We start from the raw sequence: 18130 nt of genomic DNA, 5'->3' as shown, positions 1-18130 counted from the left end.
CCCCGAACGACGCGAGTTAGTCGTTTGCGGCGGGGGCCGGGTTCGCCGACCAGCGCTGCTCGATGCGACCGAACCGCCACACCGCGAGCGCGACCACCCAGGCCAGCACGAACAAGGCCACAATCCCGTACCCGGCGTAGTCGAGCGGAATCTCACCGATCGCCGCCAGGGGGCCGGTGGTGATGTTGGCCTGGTCGTCGAGGACACCGATCAGCTCGATCGTGCCGATGATCAGGGCGACGGCGACCGAGATGGAGGTGATGGTGATGTTGTAGAAGACCTTGCGGACCGGCTTGGCGAACGCCCACCCGTAGGCGTAGTTCATGAACACCCCGTCGATGGTGTCCATCAGGCACATCCCGGCGGCGAACAGGATCGGCAGCACCAGGATCGAGTAGAACGGCAGCGCGAACGCGGCCGCGCCGCCGGCCAGCACCAGCAGCCCGACCTCGGTGGCGGTGTCGAACCCGAGCCCGAACAGCACCCCGATCGGGTAGATGTGCCAGGGCTTACGCACCGACTTGGTCAGGCCGCCGAGGAACCGGTTCATGAAGCCGCGCTTGTTGAGCTGGTCCTCGAGTTTCTGCTCGTCGTACTCACCGCGCCGCAGCGCCCGGAACACCTTGATCACGCCGATCAGCACGACCAGGTTGAGGATGCCGAGAATCCACAGGAACACCCCGGACACCGACGCGCCGATCACCCCGGTGACCGAGTGCAGGGCACTGCCGTCGTTCTCGACCTGCCCGGCCAGCGTTTTGACGCCGACCGAGAGCAGGAACGCCAGGCAGAACACGATCGTCGAGTGGCCCAGGGAGAACCAGAACCCGACCGACAACGGCTTCCGGTCAGACCCGGCCTCGGTGTTGTCCTGGATCAGTTTGCGGGTGGTGTTGTCGACCGCGGCGATGTGGTCGGCGTCGAACGCGTGCCGCAACCCGAACGTGTACGCCAGGATCCCCACGCCGACGGTGAAGACCGGGTGGTCCCCGCCGAGGTGGAAGTGCTGGGGGACGACGAAGGCGAACAACACCCCGAACCCGATCACGTGCAGCAGCAGGATGAACGCCGCCATGCCGGTCAGCGACCGCCAGTCACGCCGGGACAGGCTGCGCCGGAAGCCGGAAATGCGGGACAGGGCGGTATCGCTCATGGGCCGGTCTTCTTCCTCGCCGCGATGGTCCTTCTATGCGGAAGCTAAGCCTGGTGGTCGTCAATTGCAAGACTGTGGCGATAGCGTGAGATTGGCGACAAGGAAGGCGGTGCGGGTCGTGACGGAAGTAGATCAGCGACGACTGGACGCGATCCGTGACCAGCTGCGCTGCGACGGGCGTCGCTGGACGGTCGCCAAGAGCGAGCTCGTACAGGCCATGCTCGCCGCCGAGGCGCATCTATCAGCGCGTGGGCTGCACGAACAGCTCGTCAGCCGGTATCCGCAAATGGACCTGTCGACCGTCTATCGAACGTTACGTGCGTTGGCGGAGAGCGGCGTCGTGCACAGCCTCAACGACGGATCGCAGACCCGGTACGGTCTCGCCGACCGGGCCCACCACCACGTCCTCTGCGCTGACTGCGGCAGCCTGGCCGAGATCCCCGCCGCTGCACTCGACAGGCTGCTCGCCACCGCCGAATCACAGACCGGATACCGTTTCGCCGGGCAGAGCATGACCCTGGCCGGCTGCTGCGGCGCCTGCCGCAGCTGAACGTCGAGCTCGGCGAGCACCGTTACACCCACGTGGCCGCTGGCGGCTCAGCCGATGGCCAGACGCAGGCCCAACGCGATGAATACGCCCGCGCAGAGACGGTTGATCCACCGTGCGGTCCGGCCCCGCGACAGGCGCCGCCGGATCCGGCCGGCCGCCGCCGCGATGCTGATGTCCACGACAAGTTGCACCGCAACGAACAAGGCGCCCAAGACCAGCAGTTGCAGCGACACGTCGCCCGCAGCGGGACGCACAAATTGCGGCAGGAACGCGACGCTGAACAAAACCATCTTCGGGTTGAGCAGGTTCGTCAACAGGCCCCGCTGCAACGACGCCGGCCAGCCGGTGTCGGACACGCCCGGCTCGGTGCCGGCAATGGCGGAGCGTTGCCGCAGCGCCTGGACACCGAGCAGCACGAGGTAGGCGGCACCCGCATAGCGAACCAACGCGAATAAACCAGGCGACGCGGTGAGCGCCGCGGCGAGACCACCGATGACCGCAGCAACATGTACGGCCTCACCGATGGCCACGCCGAGCGCAGCGGCGATCCCGGCGCGGGCGCCGTAGCGGGTGGCGTTGGTGAGTACGAACATCATGTCCGGACCTGGTGTGATCATGAGCAGGGTGATCGCGGCGAGGTAGCCGGCCAGCACGGTCCACGAGATCATGCGGCGGCCTCGTCCGGGTCGGCCAGCGCGTTACGCAGGGCCAGACGGTGCTCGCGGCGGATCTGCGCACGGCGGAACGCTTTGTGGTCCTCGTCGGTCTCGGGTAGCAGCGCGGCGATGGGCCGAGGTTTGCCCTGTTCGTCGATGGCCACCATGACCAGGTGCGAGGTGGCGACCAGGGTGGGCGGGACGGCGCGGTCCCACCGGTCGGCGGTGACCCGGACGGCGACCTCCATCGAGCTGCGCCCGGCCCAGGTGATGCGGGCGTGCACGTGGACGACATCGCCGACGCGGACGGCCTGGAGAAACGCGGTCTCGTCCATGGCCGCGGTGACCGCCGGCCCGTCGGAGTGGCGGGCGGCGACGACCCCGGCGACGGAGTCGATGAGGTTGAGGATGCGGCCGCCGTGCACGGTGCCCATCAGGTTGGTGTGGTGCTGGTCCATGATCTGCGACAGGGTCAGCTCGGAGGCCGACGGCGGCCGCCCCGGGTCGTTGGATGTCAACGCGTTGGTATCCGTTCGAAGGTCGGACGGCACCACGGAGGGACGGCGAACAACACCACCCGCCGCCTCGGCGCGGTGGTGCGGCGCACGTCCGGCCCACCCGCGAGGCCGACGGCAGCGCACACGCCTGCCGTGTACGCGGCGCTGGCAGGTCTTCGGACTCGCGGGCAAGACCCTGAAGGTCGCCTACTGGCCGTCGCTTCCCAAACCTCGCGGTTCAGTGCGTGTGACGGCGGTTGTTCCCGCTCACCGCTGCGGGGCAGTCCCGGATTCCCACCGGGTTCCCTCTTACGACACCCCACCTGGTGAGCAGGATGAACCAGCGCTACCGGCCAGCATATGCTGCATCGGCGTCGCCTACGGTGGCTGGGTGCCGATCGATGAGCAGACCCGCGGTGATGCCGGGTGCATGGTGACGGTGTGCCGGGACTGCTGCTGCGGCAGCCCAGACAAGCACCCCGGCGTCGACCACGACGGGCAGCTGCAGCAGCTACGTGCGGCGTTGCCGGCGCCGCACCGGGTCCGTACCAGCCTGTGCCTGGACGTGTGTGAGCAGGCCAATGTCGTCGTCGTGCAACCAAGCCCGGTGGCCCGCCGGGCGGGTGCCCGGCCGGCGTGGTTCGGGCTGATCGGTGACCCGGCCGTCGTGGACAACATCACCGCCTGGGTCCGCGACGGCGGGCCGGGCGTGGCGGCGATGCCAGCCATCCTGCAGCTGTCACTGATCCCCGCACCCATTCACCCCGGTCGGCCCGCGGACTAGGATGACAGGCGCAGCTGGTTCGCCCGCCCCGCCAGGGCAGGCGTCGTAAGAGGGAACCCGGTGGGAATCCGGGACTGCCCCGCAGCGGTGAGCGGGAACAACCGCCGTCACACGCACTGAACCGCGAGGTTTGGGAAGCGACGGCCAGTAGGTACGAGTATCACGCCCGCAAGTCCGAAGACCTGCCACTGCCCACGCCTGTCCGGCGTGGTCCTTGCGGTGACCTCGAGGGCGGGTCGGCGGTGGACACATCCATGATCGAAGCGAGTGCGCGCGGGGATACGCTCAGCGCGGGCACTGTGGCGCGGCATCTCGGCATCGCGCCGACCACGCTGCGTACCTGGCATCAGCGTTACGGGCTCGGCCCGAGTAGTCATGAAGCCGGCCGGCACCGCCGCTACACGCCCCACGATGTGGCCGCTCTGACCGTCATGACCCGGCTGACCACTCACGGTGTGCCCGCCGCGGAAGCGGCCCGGATGGCCCGCCGTCAAACCACCCCGTGCGCGGCCGAACACCCGATCACCGACCAGGCAACCGCCTCGGCCGCACGGGGACTGGCCCGCGCCGCCCAGCGACTCGATGTGCTGGCCCTGCGCGACACCCTGACCGCCGCGGTTGCCGCCCACGGTGTCGTGCATACCTATCACACCCTCGCCGGGCCGGCATTCACCCTGATCAGCCAGTCCAGATCCCCGCTGGCACGCAAGGACGCCGCCCGGCGGGTGCTGGGCCGATGCCTGAACGAGGTCTTCGCGGCGGTGCCCCGCCCGCCCGCCGGCCAGCCGGTACGCACGCTGCTGGTGGCCGCCGACGCACGCCGTGACGTCGCCGCCCTCGACGCTCTCGCCGCGGCGCTCGCCGAAGCCGGCATCGGATCAGTGCATCTGGGCGCCGGACTGGACCGCGACACGCTCACCGACGTCGTGGACCGTGGGCATCCCGCCGCCGTCGTGCTGTGGAGTCACGCGCAGCACTCCGCGATGCCTGTCCTGCTGTCGGCGCTGACCGACGGCGCGCGATGGCGTCCCGCGATCGTCACCGGCGGGCACGGCTGGGGCGATCAGAGCACCGCGGCCACGCTGGCCGACGCCGTCGCCGCCGTGACTGGGCTGGTTGCCGCGTGAACGGCGCGGTGCGGTCGGCGCTCGAGGCCGCAGCCCGGCTCGGGCCCTACTTCACCTGGCAGCCACACGAGAACCGAACCGGCTGGCGACCGATGGCGGACCTGCTGGATCCGCAGGTCATGGCCGAACGTGTGACCGCCGGCCAGCAGGTCCTCATCCGCATGTCCGGGCTGAGCGGCGACGACATCAGTGACCGTGTCGTCGCCTCCACGATGTTCCTTGGGCTCGCCGCAAGGTTGGTGTCGCCGCTGCTGGCCGCGGCCGCCCTGACCGGTGTTGTCCCGGTGGCCGACCCGGCCCGGTTGTGGTGGCAGCCCGTCGACGGCGGTCCCATGCCTATCGCCTACGACCCGCTCGACGCCGCAGCGGGCGACGCGGCGCCGGAACTGACCCGCACGGCGATCAATGGGCTGGTCGCGCCGGTGCTGGAGGTTTTCCGCAGCCGGTTCGTCGTGTCACGGCAGGTGCTGTGGGGCAACGTGGCCTCGGCGTTGGGCGGCGCCGCCGGCATGATCGCCGACCACGCCGGTGACCCGGCCGCAGCCGGACGGGCCGCCACGATCGTCGACGGCATGCTCACCGCTGCGCCGTTGATGGGCACGGCCGCGTTGCACCGGCCCGATCCCGGGCGGGCCCGCTGGTTCCTGGTGCGCCGTAACTGCTGCCTGTACTACCGGATCCCCGGTGGCGGCACCTGTGGTGACTGCGTGCTGACGCCGGATCATGTCCGGCGTCAGCAGTGGCAAGCGGTGCTCAACCGATGACCGACGCCCGTGGAGTGCTGGTCGTGCGGCGTGCCGGTGCCCCGCCGAGCAGCCGTTCGGCCAGTGGGGCGAAGACCAGCCCGATCGTCGCCCACAGGATCAGCTGCGCCCCTACGGAGTAGAGGCGGAAGGTGAACAGCAGGTCGGCGGGAAAGTCCGGGAAGACGATCTTCCCGCTGGCGTCGGTGAGCGGTGCTGGTGTCTCCGTGGCCTGGTGGAGTTGCCTGTTGGTGGCCAGCTCGCCGAACTGCGGCAGGGCCAGCATGACGATCGCGGTTGCCACGATGAACACGCCACCGGCGATCAGGGTCGCGTTCCACGTGCCGAACCGCGGCTGCAGGCGTTTGCCGAGCCAAACCGCAAGGATCAGGAACAGCACCGACGCGGCGACCATCAGCAGGTAGAAACTGCTGCGCTGCTGGATGGTGTCCTCGTGGCCGATGGCGGGCGGGTTGGCCGGGTACTTGACGAACGGCACCAAATACATGCCCATGAAACCGCCGCCGGCCACCAGCAAGGCCAGGGTCCGCGGCCGGATCTGGCCGGCCCGGCCGAGGTAGAGGGCGTACGCGACGGCGAACAGCGCACCCATCGCGGCGCCGAAGAAGATGATGCCCGCACCGATGCCGATGTTGGCCTGCACCGCACGGGAGAACACTTCCATGCCTTCGGGTTCGACCGGCAGCCCGGCTGCTTTGTCGAGCGCCTGCTGGGCGGCGTCGCGGCCACTCTCGTAGTCGATGGCCTGCTGGATCTGCGGTTCCGCGAAGATCCGCGCGAATCCGAAAGCGAGCACACCGCCGAGGGCGCCGGCCAGGATGCCGCGCCCGATGATCTGCTTCTCCATGTCAGTGGCAGGGGAAGCCGAGGAAGTGACGGCCGTCGTGGACGAACTCGTGGATGTGGGTGTCGTTGCCGAACACCGAGACCGCGCCCTGGTCGACGCCGATGAAGTAGTAGACGGCCAGAGCCAGCAGCACGGTGCCGACCAGCCACAGCACGGCCCGGGAGCCGGGGATGACCAGCGGGGTCGCCGCGGTCGTGGGTTGCGACGCAGTACTCACGAAAGCCTCCTTGGGGATCGAGCGTCCCTCGTACGGGTGGGGCACGGGAGCGGGTGAGTATCTGACTTGCCGGCGGGTGCCGGGCTCACAGTGGCGCGACCGTGCTGGATCTTCCCCAGCTTCCTCACACCGTCCCAACCTTCGACCTTAGGTGGCCGGGCGCGCCCGCCAGCATGACATCTGTCATGGATGGACGCGCCCGGACCGGTGCGAAAGGTCAGCTGCCGCGGACGACGGAGGCCGCCGCGACCAGCCGCTTCAGGGAGGCCTCGACCTCGGGATAGCCGCGGGTCTTCAGACCGCAGTCGGGGTTGACCCACAGCCGCTGAGCCGGGACAGCGGCGACGGCCCGGCGCAACGCGCCGACGACCTCGTCGTGCGACGGCACCCGCGGCGAGTGGATATCCCACACCCCGGGCCCAACACCTCGGCTATAGCCGATCGCGGCCAGGTCGTCGAGAACCTCCATCTTGGAGCGCGACGCCTCGATGCTGGTGACGTCAGCATCGAGGGCGTCGATCGCGGTGATGACCTCACCGAACTCCGAGTAGCACAGGTGGGTGTGGATCTGAGTGTCGTCCGCGACGCCGCTGGTGGCCAGCCGGAACGCACCCACGGCCCAGTCCAGGTACGCCTTCTGGTCGGCCTTGCGCAGCGGCAGGGTCTCGCGTAGGGCGGGTTCGTCGACCTGGATCACCCTGATGCCGGCGGTCTCGAGGTCGACGGTCTCGTCGCGCAGGGCCAGGGCGACCTGGTCGGCGGTGTCGGCGCGGGGCTGGTCGTTGCGGACAAAGCTCCACGCCAGGATGGTGACCGGGCCAGTGAGCATGCCCTTAACCGGCCTCGGCGTCAGCGACTGGGCGTAGGCCGACCACTCGACGGTCATCGCCGCCTTGCGCGCGACGTCGCCGTAGATGATCGGCGGGCGTACACACCGGGAGCCGTACGACTGCACCCAGCCCAGCTCGGTGGTGGCGAACCCGTCGAACTGGTCGCCGAAGTACTGCACCATGTCGTTGCGCTCCGGCTCCCCGTGCACCAACACGTCAAGGCCGAGGGCCTCCTGCAGCCGGATCACGTGTTCGACCTCGGCGCGCATCCGAGCGGCGTAGCCGGCCTGGTCGAGCGTGCCGGCCCGCAGCTCGGCGCGGGCCTTACGCAGCTCGGCGGTCTGCGGGAACGACCCGATCGTGGTGGTCGGCAGGTCGGGCAGAGCGAGGCGAGCCTGCTGCGCGGCCGCCCGCTCGGCGTAGGCGCCCCGCTGCCGGTCGGCCGGGCTCAACGCGGCCAACCGGTCGCGGACCGACGCGTTGCGCCACGCCGCCGGTGCCGGCGGCAGCGGCTCCGGCAGATGCGCGGTGCCGTCGCGCAGCGCCTTACCGAGCAGCACTACCTCGTCGACCTTCTGCCGGGCGAACGCCAGCCGCGCGTACAGCTCGGGGTCGAGGCACTTTTCCACCGACAGGTCGACCGGTACGTGCAGCAGGGAGCACGACGTGGAGACGGCCACGTGGTCTGCCAGCCCGGTGACCGTCGCGCCGGTCGCGGCGGCGGCGCGCAGGTCGGTGCGCCAGATGTTGTGCCCGTCGACCAGCCCGGCCACGATCGTCTTGCCTCGCAGCGGCCCGGCCGCGGCCAGGCGGGCCAGGTTGCCCTCGCCGGCCACCAGGTCGACGCCGAGGGCTTCGATCGGGCTGTCGAGCAGGGCGGGCAGGGCGTCGCCGAGCTCACCGAAGTAGGTCGCGACGAAGATCTGCGGCCGGCGTTCCAGGCCGGCGAGGCGGTGGTAGACCGCCCGCAGCGCGTCGATCTCCTCGGCGCTGCGGTCGTTGACGTAGGCGGGCTCGTCCAGCTGCACCCACTCCACACCGGCGTCGGCGAGCCGGCCGAGGATGTCGGCGTAGATGTCGGTCAGATCGCCGAGCCGGTCGAACGGCCGGCCGCTCGACTCGGACGGCTTGGCCAGCAGCAGGAAGGTAGCCGGCCCGACCAACACCGGGCGAGTGGTGATGCCCAGAGCGGTGGCCTCGGCGAACTCGCGCAGGGCCTTGTCCGGCTGGGCGCGGAAGGTGAGGTCGTCGGCGATCTCGGGGACCAGGTAGTGGTAGTTGGTGTCGAACCACTTCGTCAGCTCGAGCGCGGGCTCGGCATCCACCCCGCGGGCCATCGCGAAGTAGGTGTCCAGCTCCGACAAGCCGTGCCGCTCGAACCGGTCCGGGATTGCGCCGACGGCGACGGCGGTATCCAGAACGTGGTCGTAGTAGGAGAACGTGTTGGACGGGATGGCGTCCAGGCGGGCGTTGCGCAGCGCCTGCCACACCTCGGCCCGCAGCCCGGCAGCAGTGGTCTCGAGCTCGGGGGTGTCGATGGTGCCGGCCCAGTAGGCCTCGACGGCCTTCTTCAGCTCACGGTTCGCGCCGATGCGCGGGTAGCCGAGCACGGTGCTCTGCCCGAAAGGCGTTGTCACGACAGGGATTCCTTCCCTCGAAGTGCCCGACGACAGCACACGAGAGGAAGGTGGAAGGCAGGGTACGGCGAGGTACCGGCTTCCGCCCTGACCCTCCCGAGGGGTCGCCGGCGGCGCACACCGGCGGTGTGCGCAGCGCTGGCAGGTCTTCGGACTCGTGGGCGTCCTGCTCGTTCCTACCGGCGGTCGCTTCCCAGACGCTTTAGTGGCGTCCAGTGCTTCGTTGACGGCGTTCGTTCCCACTCACCGCTGCGGGGCAGTCCCGGTCTCACACCGGGTTCCCTCTTACGACACCCCGCCTGGCGGACAGGGCGAACCAGCACCGCCCGCCATCGTACGGGCCGCACGGGGAATCGGGTGAGGGCGTCCGCCGTACGGGACAAGGGCTGGCCGGTCTGTGGTTCACTGGTCGTCCGATGTCCGTTACGCGGGAAGGTGCCGCATGGGCCGAAGGATCGACAGACACACCGTGGTGGTCGACGGCCGCGAGATGATCGCCGTGCGCCCTGCCGATTTCGATCGCCTGGACGCCTCCCGCCGCCAGGTAGGCGCACGATCGGCGCGGGCCACACGCATGCATCAGCAACTGCAGGACGCGCGGGCCCGGCTGGCCAGGGTGGAATCGATCCTGGCCGAGGCCGGGCCGGCGGAGTGCGTCTGCGAGCAGATCGCCGCGGTGGTGCAGCACTCCGAGCGGGTCACGCCTGCAGGTTCTCCCACCAAGACAGGCTTGCGGCGTCAACGACGGTGACCCCGGCCCGAGACGCCGCCTGCACCAGAGATGCAGGAGCGGCTCCTCCGACAACGATCATGGTGAGGTCACCGCGTCGCATCTCACGAACGCCGTCGGCGAACCGGTGGACGTCGAGCGCGGCGACGCTCGACGGGTCGGGATGGCAGCGCAACACCCAGCGTCGCCCGTCTGCGGCGACCCCCGTGACGTCGGTGCCGAGATGCCCCATCGAGGCGGTCACCGTCACCTGACGCCAGCCACCTTCCCGCATCAGCGACGCAACGCGGTCGGTGAGCAGGGAAGGCGGCCGGCGGCGATCAGAAATCGTCGTCGAACGAGACCGAGCCGGTCACGCCGACCTGGTAGGCCGAGACGCGGCGCTCGAAGAAGTTCGACAGTTCCTGGACGTCCTGCAGTTCCATGAACGCGAACGGGTTCTTGCTGCCGTAGACGGGCTCGATGCCGAGCACCTCGAGCCGCCGGTCGGCGACGTGCTGCAGGTACTCGCGCATGTCGGCCAGGGACATGCCGGAGACACCCTGCTCGAGAATGTCGGCGGCGAACTGGACCTCGCACTCGACGGCCTCGGCCAGCATGTCCTTGACCTGCTGCTCCATCTCGGTGTCAAACAGGTCCGGTTCCTCCTGGCGTACGGTGTCGACGACGTCGAACGCGAACGCCATGTGCATGCTCTCGTCGCGGAATACCCAGTTGGTGCCGGACGCGAGCCCGTTCAGCAGCCCTCGCGAGCGAAGGAAGTAGACGTAGGCGAAGGCGCCGTAGAAGAACAGGCCCTCGATGCACGCGGCGAAGCAGATAACGTTGAGCAGGAACGCCCGCCGGTCCTCGCGTGTCCTGAGTTCGCGGACCGAGTAGATCGAGTCGATCCACTTGAAGCAGAACTCAGCCTTGCGCGCGATCGACGGAATGTTTTCGACCGCAGCGAACGCCTCGAACCGCTCCTGCTCGTTCGGCACGTACGTGTCGAGCAGGTTCAAATAGAACTGGACGTGCACGGCCTCCTCGAACAGCTGCCGCGACAGATACAGCCGGCCCTCGGGCGAGTTGACGTGCTGATACAGGTTGAGCACCAAGTTGTTGGCCACGATCGTGTCACCGGTGGCGAAGAACGCCACCAGCCGCGACACCAGGTGCTGCTCAGCCGGCGACAACCGGGACAGGTCCGCCAGGTCGGAGTGCAGGTCGACCTCTTCGACGGTCCAGGTGTTCTTGATGGCGTCCTTGAACCGGTCGAAGAAGTGCGGGTAACGCATCGGCCGCAGCGTGAGATCCATGCCCGGGTCGAGCAGCATCTGGTGCCTGGTCTCGGCGGGCGCGGTGCGGGGTTCGGGAATGGTGGTCACTGGCAGGCCTCACAGCTTTCGGGGTTTTCCAAGGAGCAGGCGAGCGCCTCGTCGTCGGAGATGACGGCGATGGGCGAGGTGACGACGGGCGTCGTCACGGCCGCGGCCGGAGCCACGGACACGGTCGCCTGCTGAATGCGCGTCGCGGGCCGCGAGCGCAGGTAGTACGACGTCTTCAGGCCGGCCTTCCAGCCGTACAGGTACATCGAGGAGAGCTTGCCGATCGTTGGGGCACTCAGGAACAGGTTGAGCGACTGCGACTGGTCGATGTAGGGCGCGCGGGCGGCGGCCAGGTCGATCAGCGCCTTCTGCGGCAGTTCCCACGCTGTGCGGAACAGCTCCCGCACGTCCTCGGGCAGCTCAGCGATGCCCTGCACCGACCCCTCGGCCCGCTTGATCTGCTCCCGGATGGCAGCCGTCCACAGCCCGCGAGCCTTCAGTTCCCGGACAAGATAGGAGTTGATCTGCAAGAACTCGCCCGACATGGTCTCGCGCTTGAACAGGTTCGACACCTGCGGCTCGATGCACTCGTAGCAGCCCGCGATCGACGCGATGGTGGCCGTCGGCGCAATCGCGATCATGAGCGAGTTACGCAGGCCGTGCTCGGCGATCCGGCCCTTCAAAGAAGCCCAGCGGTCGGTCTGCTCAGGCGTCGCACCCCACAGCTCATGGTGAAGGTCACCCTTGGCCGCCCGGGTTTCCGCATACGCCGGGTGCGGGCCGAACTGCTCGGCCAGCGCCACGCTCGACTCCAGCGCAGTCAGGAAAATCTCCTCCTGCACGCGGGTCGACAGCTCCTTGGCCGCAGCCGAGTCGAACGGCAACCGTAGCTGGAAAAACGCGTCCTGTAGGCCCATCAGCCCCAGCCCGATCGGCCGCCACCGCGGGTTCGACTTCTCCGCCTGGGCCGACGGGTAGAAGTTGATGTCGATGACCCGGTCGAGGAAGACCACTGCCGTCCGGACGGTAGCGCGCAGCTTCTCCCAATCGACGCCGCCGTCGGTAATGTGCGCCCCGAGGTTGATCGAGCCGAGGTTGCACACCGCCGTCTCGTCGTCCGAGTTGACCTCGAGGATCTCGGTGCACAAGTTCGACAGGTGAATCGTGTTGCCGGGGACGCCGGTCTGGTTGGACAGCCGGTTGGACGGATCCTTGAACGTCATCCACCCGTTACCGGTCTGCGCCAGGGTGCGCATCATCCGCCCGTACAAATCGCGGGCCTTGACGGTCTTGACCGCCTTCTTCTCCGCGGCCCGGTAGGCCTCATCGAACTCGTCACCAAACAGGTCCGGCAGCTCAGGGGCATCGGACGGGTCGATCAGCGACCAGTCGCCGTCAGCCTCGACCCGGCGCATGAACTCATCCGGGATCCAGTTGGCCAGATTCAAATTATGCGTACGCCGGGACTCCTCGCCGGTGTTGTCGCGCAGCTCCAGGAACTCCTCGACGTCGGGGTGCCACGGCTCCAGATAGACGCAGGCGGCACCCTTGCGCCGGCCACCCTGGTTGACCGCGGCCACGCCCGCGTCGAGGGTCTTGAGGAACGGCACGATGCCGTTCGACTTGCCGTTGGTCCCGCGGATCAGCGCGCCCCGGCCGCGGACCCGGCTCCACGAGATGCCGATGCCGCCGGAGAACTTCGACAGCTTGGCGACCTGGTGGTAGCGCTCGTAGATCGAGTCGAGCTCGTCCTTGGGGGAATCGACGAGGAAGCAGGACGACATCTGCGTGTGCCGGGTGCCCGAGTTGAACAGCGTCGGCGAGCTCGGCAGATAAGCCAAGCTCGACATGAGCTTGTAGAAGCCGATCGCCTCGGCCGGCGTGGTGCTCAGCCCACAGGCGACGCGCAGCAGGAAGTACTGCGGGGTCTCGACCACCGTGCGCTCCTGTGGGTGGCGCAGCAGGTAGCGGTCGGCCACCGTCCGCAGCCCGAAGTACTCGAACCGCAGATTCTGGTTCTCGTCCACGGCGTCGTCGAGCTTGCGGGCGTTCTTGGCCACGAACGCGGCCGTCTCGTCGCCGATCAGGCCCTGCTGGTGCGCGTAGCGGATCGACTGGCTGAAAGTCGCGACGCCCTGATTGCGAACTTCCTTCTCCACGTACGCGGCGAGCAGGCGCGCGGCCAGCCGGGAGTACTGCGGCTCCTCGCCGATCAGTTCGGCCGACGTCTGAATGGACAGTTTGTCCAGCTCGGCGGTGGTCGCGCCGTCGTACAGGCCGCTGATCGTCTTGGTCGCGACGCGCAGCGGGTCGACCTCGTCGAGGTCGGTCACCCACCGCTCGACCGCCTTGACGATCTTGTTGACGTCGACCGTCTCGAGGTCGCCGTTGCGCTTGCGGACCTGCATCTGATGCCGGCGCTGCTCCGGCGCGGCCGTCTTCTCGTCTGTGACCGTCATCTCCGCGTCCCCCAAAGCCCTTGTGAAGGCACACGGGGACGCCGACGGCCCACGGTCCGGCCGTCATCTCGGCGTCGGCCGTCCCGCGCGGCCTTCGACCACCGCACGCCACGGCGGCGCACGGTGCGCTGGCAGGTCTTCGGACTCGCGGGCATGACCTCACGGTCGCCTACTGGCCATCGCTTCCCAGGCCCTGCGGAGCCCAGTGCTTGTGTGACGGCGTTCGTTCCCACTCACCGCTGCGGGGCAGTCCCGGACTCACACCGGGTTCCCTCTTGCCTCGATCACCGCCGAAGCGATGATCGAACCAGCTGCGAGCAACACCATATATGGGCGAGTGTCATCGAAGGCAACACCAGATGGTGTGTTCGGCGTGTCGCGCCCCACGGTCACTCAACCCTCGCCTTCCGTGACCTCATCGCGGAGGGCTCAAGCACTTGCTCACCCAAGTGGACGCATCCTGGTCCGGGAGGCGCCGATTGTCAGATGCACGCTGGTCCTGCGCCGCCACCGAGAACGAGATTCCGCGAGGGAACCGGAGCGACGAGGGCAAGCACGACAAGACGCACGAGGAATGCCACCGGCCGCTCGGGCCTCATCGAGGGGATCGTTGGCGGCGCGGGCACTCGATTGGCTGACCCGTGGCATTCTATTCAGCGAACCCCCGGACTCGATCCCATAGCGGAACCCCTGGTGACATGGCTGTTGGCCGGTCCCGCGTTGGCGGATCATGCTTCCGATCTGCGTTGCCGTCATGACCACCCCTCACCTAGCGTCGCCCCGGTGAAGATGACCTACACGCCGATCGTTGCGGCCGGCGACGCCATCGGCCTGCCCGTTGACCGCGTCGGCCTGCACCTGCTGCACGCTTTCGCCAACGGCAGCGGGCCGACCGCGCGCAGCAACGTCATCCAGGGACTCAAACAGACCTACTCGCAGAACGAGATCGATCGACAGACCTCGGCCGCCGCCGTCCGCGCTGTCGTCGAGGCGCTCGACTGGCTACGCCATGCCGGCCTGATCGCCCCGGATCCCGACCAGTCAGCCGAGTTCTTCATCATCAGCCGTCTCGGCCAGCAGGTCGTCGCCGCATCAGACGGACTGGCGCTGATCCAGGCGGCCCGGCGGATCGACGTCGACCTGCACCCGCGCATCGCCGACCGCGTCCGGTCGCAGTTCCTGCTGGGGGAGTACGAGTTCGCCGCCATGCGCGAGGTGGAGATCCGCGTGCGGGAACTCGCCGGGGCCAGCGATTCCGAGATCGGCGTGAAACTGATGCGCTCCGCGTTCGGCCCTACCGGGCCCTTGACCGACGCGAGCCTTGACGGCGGAGAGCGCGACGCGGTGAGCTCTCTGTTCGCCGGGGCCATCGGCGTGTTCAAGAACCCCAGCTCTCACCGGCAGGTCACCTACAGCGACCCCACCGTGGCCTCGGAAGTGATCCTGCTGGGCGACCTCCTGCTGCGCATGCTGGACACCACTGCGGCCCGCCTGAGCAAGAAGTAGCTCGGCCGGCGGCGCCCTCCAGCATGTGCTCATCTGGTGTGCCGCCGAGTGGGTAATGGATCGGCCAGTACGGCCTGCTTGGCTGACACGTCAGAGGACGCCCTCGATCGGTAGCGTGGAGGTCGGCCCGAACCCCACGGGCGGGGTGCCGAAGGGATGTGGCGGAAGCTGCATCGCGGCGCAGGTGCCGTTCTCTCGCGCGGCGAGGCCTGAAGCAGCTTGATCGGCACGGGCGATCGTGGCCGCTACTTTCTGGTGTGCCGGGTCTGCGCCGGACGACGACTCGTTCTGCGGACGACGGCTCCCGGACGCCCAGCCGGCCCACGCCGCCCGGCGAATGGGTTGCCCGAACGGCGTGCCGTAGCTGAGAGCACATAGGTGGTCTGCAGGAAGGGCATGCGGACATCGAGTACGGCGAGCCGCGACCGCTCGCCGTGGGGCAGGAGATGCCCGTACACGTCGAAGGTGGTCCTGATCGAGGCGTGGCCCAGACGCAGCTGGATCGCGAGGAAATCCCATCCGGCGGGGATCAGGTAGGCGACGTGGGTGTGCCGTAGATCCTGCAACCGTGGCCGCACCCGCAGCCGGCCCCGACAGTGACAGGCCGACACCGCTCGCGGGTTGACCCAGCCGGAAGCAGCGGCAGCCGGTGGGTGATGCGGGCAGCGTTGGGCGGCGATGACAGCGCGCTGCCAGTACCGCTGCCGGAGCGTGCCGGCTTTCCACGGTTCGCCGTCGGGCGCGGTGAACACCAGGTCGTCGGGTGACTTGCCGACGATCAGGCGGCTGAACAGGACGGTCGTGCCAGGCGTCAGCGTCACCGCCCGTCGCGATCGCGTCGTCTTCGGCTCGGCGTTGGTGCCGTCGCGGCGTAAGGTCCGCTCGACGCGCAGCATCGGTTCTCGACCGAGGCGGATGTCTTCGGCACGCAGGCCGAGCAGTTCCCCCAGCCGCAATCCGGTCGCCAGCAACGCGACCACGACGGCATGGATGGCGTCGGGGCAGTGCGTCAGCAGAATACTGGCCTGATCAGCGTCGAGCACGCACGCGTGGTGAGGGCTGATACTGGGCAGGCCGTTGCCGCGGCGTCCGGCCGGCCGGCGCATCGGATTGTCACAGCGCAGATGTGGCACCGCGTCTTGCATCACCTGGTTCAGCACGATCCAGTGCTTGCGCACCCCGGCCGGCATCAACTCCCGCGCCAGCGCCGCCTTCCACGGATCTAGATGCTCGTGCCGGGTGATCTCGGCGACCGGCAGGTGGCCGAGACTTGCGGCGACGCGGCCGCGCAGGGTCCGCGCGTACTCGGCGTGCGTGGTGACGGCGACATCGACCTTCAGGGCCAGCCACCGCTCGATCCACTCGCGCAGCAGCACTGTGGGCGGTCGTGCCAGCGCCCGGGAGGCCGTCGGGTCGATCGCCGCGTACACCTGAGCGCTGCTGACCTGGGCGCCCTGCGCCTCGACGTACTGCTTAGCGGCGACAGCCTTGACGTCGGATGGGCCGGCAAACGTGCAGCACTGCTGGCGTCCGGCCGCTGCCCGCCATCGGACACAGAACGAATTTCCTCGTGCATGAAGAGAAGCCATAAGTCGACCTTGACGCGCACCAGGGTGGGGCGGTGTAAACCGGACGGGGAGGGCTCCTCCGTCCGAGTGGTGTGACAACGACACCAAATGTCCTAGGACGCTCAAGGCGGTGTGCGCGCCTCGCCATACCGCTGCACTCGCCAACAACATGCCGGTCATCGAGCGATCGCCTCCCGCCGTACGCCTTGCCCCGAACTCCCGGCCCATGCAACAGTTCAATGCATTTCTATCGCTCGCCTCCAAAGGTCGACGGAAGCCTCCGCCACTGCCGGTGACGTTGACATCGTGAGCCTCATGAGCGCTGACTTCGACGTCCCCACAGATCGCGGATCAGGCCGGGCCTGGTCTCATGAGCCGGCCGAATACCTGGGCACGACGCGAGTCAACGGCCTGGCCGTGCAGCGCTGGGAAAACCGCGCCGGGATCATCGCGCTGGTGTGGAACACCTACGACGGCCCGCCGATCTCCGACATCGAGCTGGGGGAGGAGCTGCGTGCGTTCAAGGTCGGCGCTGCCCTGCGGGCCATGCCGCACTTCGGCGTCGGCGGGCCCGCCCTGCACCAGGTACCCATCCCCGGCGTCGCCGACGCGCCGGAGATCGCCTGGGACCAACTAGCCGACGCGTTGGGACAGCCATTGCCGTACTGGCCGATCCCGCTGCAGCAACGCCAGCTGATCGACGCATGGCAGCCCGGCCGGCCAGCCATGCGGGCGCTGGCCGTCGACCCCGGAATGGACCTCGACGTGCTGCTGCGCCTGGCCGCGCTCTATGACAGCGATCACCCGGCCGCGCAGGTGCTCTCCAGGCTGTTCCGTACGGTGACATGGCGCGAATCCCAGGCCGCCACCCAGATGATCGACATGGCCGAGAGCATGACTTTCGCCGACACGATAGTGATCGCAGCCCGCCCGATGCCAGTGCCCCGAGCCCACCCCGATGAGCTGCCAGAGACGGTAAGTCGAGCGGGCTGGCTGGAAATCCTCGGACGCGCCGACGTGCTCGCCGACGCCTGCGTGGAGCAGCTGGTCCGCTGGGACGGCGGCCGAGACTGCCCCTTCGGCGCCCCGGCCGACCTCGTACCCGGCGACCCGATCAGCGACGAAGTCATCGCCCGGCTCACCCCTGCACCCCGCACGGCCGCGTTCCGGTTCCTCGACGCACCACCGAACGCCGAAACCCTGGTAGACCCGGCCACCGACGCCCCGCCATCCGCATCACCACCAAGGACGGCATCCGCGTCCGGATCGCCGTCAGCCAGTGGCTCCCCACAACGTCGCCACTGGCCGACCTCGTGCTCGACGACCCGATCTGGATCCGGACCGCTGACGGCACCGTCTACCCGGCACCGCAGGACCCGAGATGGGGGCTCGGATGGGGGTACTCCGGCAACGGCCCCGGCGCACTCGCGCTTCTGATCCACCGGCTGCTGGACGACATCACGGCACGAGCCGCCGACGACACGCGCGGGGCGCCGGA

General features: G+C 68.7%; 17 protein-coding genes and 5 riboswitches. Of the genes, 7 read left to right on the top strand and 10 right to left on the bottom strand.

The window, feature by feature from the left end:
* Positions 1-16: 16 nt before the first annotated feature.
* The gene (locus TFC3_RS33095; RefSeq protein ID WP_067510055.1) at positions 17-1153 is read right to left on the bottom strand and encodes a HoxN/HupN/NixA family nickel/cobalt transporter; all 1137 of its coding nucleotides are present in this window, start codon (positions 1151-1153) and stop codon (positions 17-19) included.
* Positions 1154-1271: 118 nt separating this feature from the next.
* Here TFC3_RS33095 and TFC3_RS33090 point away from each other — a divergent pair, with 118 nt between their 5' ends.
* Complete coding sequence (locus tag TFC3_RS33090) at positions 1272-1703, top strand: Fur family transcriptional regulator (protein WP_161952721.1); 432 nt, start codon at positions 1272-1274, stop codon at positions 1701-1703.
* 47 nt (positions 1704-1750) lie between these two features.
* On the opposite strand, the gene TFC3_RS33085 is transcribed toward TFC3_RS33090, so the two are convergent.
* Positions 1751-2371, bottom strand: coding sequence for a LysE family translocator (locus TFC3_RS33085; RefSeq protein ID WP_067510052.1), 621 nt, complete (start codon positions 2369-2371; stop codon positions 1751-1753).
* Positions 2368-2817 carry an acyl-CoA thioesterase gene (locus tag TFC3_RS33080; protein WP_082772719.1) on the bottom strand — a complete coding sequence of 150 codons (450 nt, stop codon included), beginning with the start codon at positions 2815-2817 and terminating at the stop codon, positions 2368-2370. Before TFC3_RS33080 ends, TFC3_RS33085 begins: the two co-directional genes overlap by 4 nt.
* Positions 2818-3005: 188 nt before the next feature.
* Positions 3006-3216, bottom strand: a riboswitch (cobalamin riboswitch).
* A gap of 73 nt (positions 3217-3289) precedes the next feature.
* Here TFC3_RS33080 and TFC3_RS33075 point away from each other — a divergent pair.
* The 3 genes from TFC3_RS33075 to TFC3_RS33065 all read left to right on the top strand — a co-directional run bounded on the left by TFC3_RS33075 (position 3290) and on the right by TFC3_RS33065 (position 5531).
* Positions 3290-3640, top strand: coding sequence for a hypothetical protein (locus TFC3_RS33075; protein ID WP_067510066.1), 351 nt, complete (start codon positions 3290-3292; stop codon positions 3638-3640).
* Positions 3639-3845, top strand: a riboswitch (cobalamin riboswitch). (Overlaps the previous gene by 2 nt.)
* A 49-nt stretch (positions 3846-3894) precedes the next feature.
* Positions 3895-4767: a MerR family transcriptional regulator gene (locus TFC3_RS33070; protein WP_067510048.1), complete on the top strand. Its 873-nt coding sequence runs from the start codon at positions 3895-3897 to the stop codon at positions 4765-4767.
* Positions 4764-5531, top strand: a complete 768-nt coding sequence (locus TFC3_RS33065; RefSeq protein ID WP_067510040.1) for a (2Fe-2S)-binding protein — start codon at positions 4764-4766, stop codon at positions 5529-5531. Before TFC3_RS33070 ends, TFC3_RS33065 begins: the two co-directional genes overlap by 4 nt.
* Here TFC3_RS33065 and TFC3_RS33060 read toward each other — a convergent pair.
* From TFC3_RS33060 to metE, 3 genes are all read right to left on the bottom strand, one after another.
* Positions 5521-6378, bottom strand: a complete 858-nt coding sequence (locus TFC3_RS33060) for a CbtA family protein (protein WP_067510038.1) — start codon at positions 6376-6378, stop codon at positions 5521-5523. The genes TFC3_RS33065 and TFC3_RS33060 overlap by 11 nt on opposite strands.
* A gap of 1 nt (position 6379) precedes the next feature.
* The gene (locus tag TFC3_RS33055) at positions 6380-6595 is read right to left on the bottom strand and encodes a CbtB-domain containing protein (RefSeq protein WP_067510064.1); all 216 of its coding nucleotides are present in this window, start codon (positions 6593-6595) and stop codon (positions 6380-6382) included.
* Between the two features lie 34 nt (positions 6596-6629).
* Positions 6630-6779: riboswitch (cobalamin riboswitch) on the bottom strand.
* 33 nt (positions 6780-6812) lie between these two features.
* Positions 6813-9062, bottom strand: coding sequence for a 5-methyltetrahydropteroyltriglutamate--homocysteine S-methyltransferase (gene metE, locus TFC3_RS33050; RefSeq protein ID WP_067510036.1), 2250 nt, complete (start codon positions 9060-9062; stop codon positions 6813-6815).
* Between the two features lie 122 nt (positions 9063-9184).
* Positions 9185-9398, bottom strand: a riboswitch (cobalamin riboswitch).
* 133 nt (positions 9399-9531) lie between these two features.
* On the opposite strand from metE, the gene TFC3_RS37610 reads away from it, so the two are divergent.
* The gene (locus tag TFC3_RS37610) at positions 9532-9813 is read left to right on the top strand and encodes a hypothetical protein (protein WP_067510034.1); all 282 of its coding nucleotides are present in this window, start codon (positions 9532-9534) and stop codon (positions 9811-9813) included.
* Here the strand turns inward: TFC3_RS37610 and TFC3_RS40600 are convergent.
* Genes TFC3_RS40600 through TFC3_RS33035 form a run of 3 tightly spaced genes read right to left on the bottom strand, consistent with a single transcriptional unit; the run spans position 9761 to position 13558 of the window.
* Entirely contained in the window at positions 9761-10066 is a 306-nt protein-coding gene (locus TFC3_RS40600; protein WP_082772717.1) for a hypothetical protein, read from the bottom strand. The genes TFC3_RS37610 and TFC3_RS40600 overlap by 53 nt on opposite strands.
* Positions 10067-10112: 46 nt before the next feature.
* Entirely contained in the window at positions 10113-11159 is a 1047-nt protein-coding gene (locus tag TFC3_RS33040; protein ID WP_173745432.1) for a ribonucleotide-diphosphate reductase subunit beta, read from the bottom strand.
* Positions 11156-13558 (bottom strand): ribonucleoside-diphosphate reductase subunit alpha, encoded by a 2403-nt coding sequence (locus TFC3_RS33035; RefSeq protein ID WP_067510032.1) that lies wholly within the window; start codon positions 13556-13558, stop codon positions 11156-11158. Before TFC3_RS33035 ends, TFC3_RS33040 begins: the two co-directional genes overlap by 4 nt.
* Before the next feature lie 112 nt (positions 13559-13670).
* Positions 13671-13885, bottom strand: a riboswitch (cobalamin riboswitch).
* 462 nt (positions 13886-14347) lie between these two features.
* Between TFC3_RS33035 and TFC3_RS33030 the strand changes: the two genes are divergently transcribed.
* On the top strand, positions 14348-15064 hold the full coding sequence (locus tag TFC3_RS33030) for a TIGR02391 family protein (RefSeq protein ID WP_236718621.1): 717 nt from the start codon (positions 14348-14350) through the stop codon (positions 15062-15064).
* Between the two features lie 245 nt (positions 15065-15309).
* On the opposite strand, the gene TFC3_RS33025 is transcribed toward TFC3_RS33030, so the two are convergent.
* Positions 15310-16440: a tyrosine-type recombinase/integrase gene (locus TFC3_RS33025; protein ID WP_161952719.1), complete on the bottom strand. Its 1131-nt coding sequence runs from the start codon at positions 16438-16440 to the stop codon at positions 15310-15312.
* Between the two features lie 507 nt (positions 16441-16947).
* Between TFC3_RS33025 and TFC3_RS33020 the strand changes: the two genes are divergently transcribed.
* Positions 16948-18069 (top strand): hypothetical protein, encoded by a 1122-nt coding sequence (locus TFC3_RS33020; RefSeq protein WP_067510026.1) that lies wholly within the window; start codon positions 16948-16950, stop codon positions 18067-18069.
* The last annotated feature ends 61 nt before the right edge of the window (positions 18070-18130 follow it).

This window comes from Actinoplanes sp. TFC3, assembly GCF_001553785.1.
Taxonomy (GTDB): domain Bacteria; phylum Actinomycetota; class Actinomycetes; order Mycobacteriales; family Micromonosporaceae; genus Actinoplanes.
The sequence above is the reverse complement of the archived record's forward strand: the minus strand, read 5'-3'. Positions and strand labels throughout refer to the sequence as shown.